This window comes from Sphingomonas mali NBRC 15500, assembly GCF_001598415.1.
Classification (GTDB): domain Bacteria; phylum Pseudomonadota; class Alphaproteobacteria; order Sphingomonadales; family Sphingomonadaceae; genus Sphingomonas; species Sphingomonas mali.
The window spans coordinates 1-1340 of record NZ_BCYX01000100.1 but is presented as its reverse complement, the minus strand read 5'-3'; the positions used below and the strand labels follow the sequence as shown (position 1 = coordinate 1340).

At 57.5% G+C, this 1340-nt stretch carries 1 protein-coding gene; it reads right to left on the bottom strand.

The genetic code is table 11. From position 1 onward, the window contains the following. Positions 1-133: 133 nt before the first annotated feature. A complete protein-coding gene (locus SMA01S_RS24750) occupies positions 134-331 on the bottom strand; it encodes a hypothetical protein (protein WP_157094127.1) in 198 nt (65 codons plus the stop codon). Positions 332-1340: the final 1009 nt, after the last annotated feature.

Sequence of the window (1340 nt, the reverse complement as noted above, 5' to 3'; positions counted from 1 at the left end):
CCCTAATCCCGGTCGTTCAGTAGCGAACATGGCGATCCTGTAAGCGGACGTTCGTCGCGGTGGTCCGGAATAGCGAAGAAGGGGTGGAAAGCGCTCCGACGGCTATAGGCCAGTGATGCGGGAAAGCTGCCCTTCAGCAATCTGTCACTGCACCGCCCAGCATTGGCGGCTTCGGATTTGGTGAGCGCACCGGCTCGCCTTCCGGCTCATCGCCACGCCTCTTTCGCCCGCCGCGATCTGCAATCAAAAGCGCGATGAGGTTGGCAAAAGCAATCGGATTTCCCCTTCCTGAGCGATCGTGGCGCAGAGCGGGAATTTCCTTCACAGGCATAACGGCGCTCCTAAGAACTGACATCCTGCGATCAGGATGCGGCGCGATCCTAATGTCCGCAATAGGCGAGGACAAAACTCTTCCCGGAACGTCGGTCAATGGGTCGATGTCTGTCGATCGCGATGGTTCAGGTCCATCGGTCGATAGCGGAACCCACAGCGCCCCACAGGCAAAGGGCAACCAATAGACTATTCCACAACGCGGCCGTCCAGAACCACACGGGCTCCGCCTCGCGCTCAGCCGTTAGGCTGAGCCCTTTCGTAATTGGCTCCATCAAGCCGCTACGAAAACCTTGGAAGGTGACCCAACCGACATAGGCTGCCATAGCCATGAAGAGCACCGGGAATATCACGACCCCGATTGTGCCATCGCAGACCAACGTCCGCAATCAGGGCGCAGCAAATGGACCTGCTATGACCCCAAGTGGGCGGGACCTGTCGTCCGATCCGATACGGATCTAATAGTCCGCAAAGCGCCCCATAATTAGCGGTTCGACGCCGCGTCCGATAATTCTGAAAGCGGTCGTTCGCTCAACCGATCATCCGACGGCAGCAATTGGGGGAGAACGGTCGTTGCCCATCCCGCAAAAGTCAGCCAAAACTGGGCGATGCTTGCATTACGTCCGCCTCACCTGAGAAATATAGTCGGGGTGGCCGTTTTGATGGCACCACCCTTGCTATGTACTCCGTATTTCTACCTCTGGTATAACGCGGGTCCCATATCGTGGGAGAACAGATATGAGCCGTATCTACTCTATGTAATGGCGGCACTTGCGCTGCTGGGTAGCACGGGCTTGCTGCTCTTCCCATTATCGCGGATCGTCAAACTGATCGCGGCGGCAAGCTACATTGTAGTGATGGGTCTTGCGCTATTCGTATACGGTTTCTTTTGGTGTCCATTGTGCGACTTCTGACGGCGAGCGTCGCCGCGATGGTCCCCTCTTGAAGTCCGCTTTTGGGCGCAAGCGGTCGTGCTCGTCCACTGTCTCATCGATGGCAGCAACGCGCCC

What these genes read in the sequence shown, in the direction of transcription:
- SMA01S_RS24750 (WP_157094127.1), bottom strand. Translation starts at nt 331, where the DNA reads ATGCCTGTGAAGGAAATTCCCGCTCTGCGCCACGATCGCTCAGGAAGG.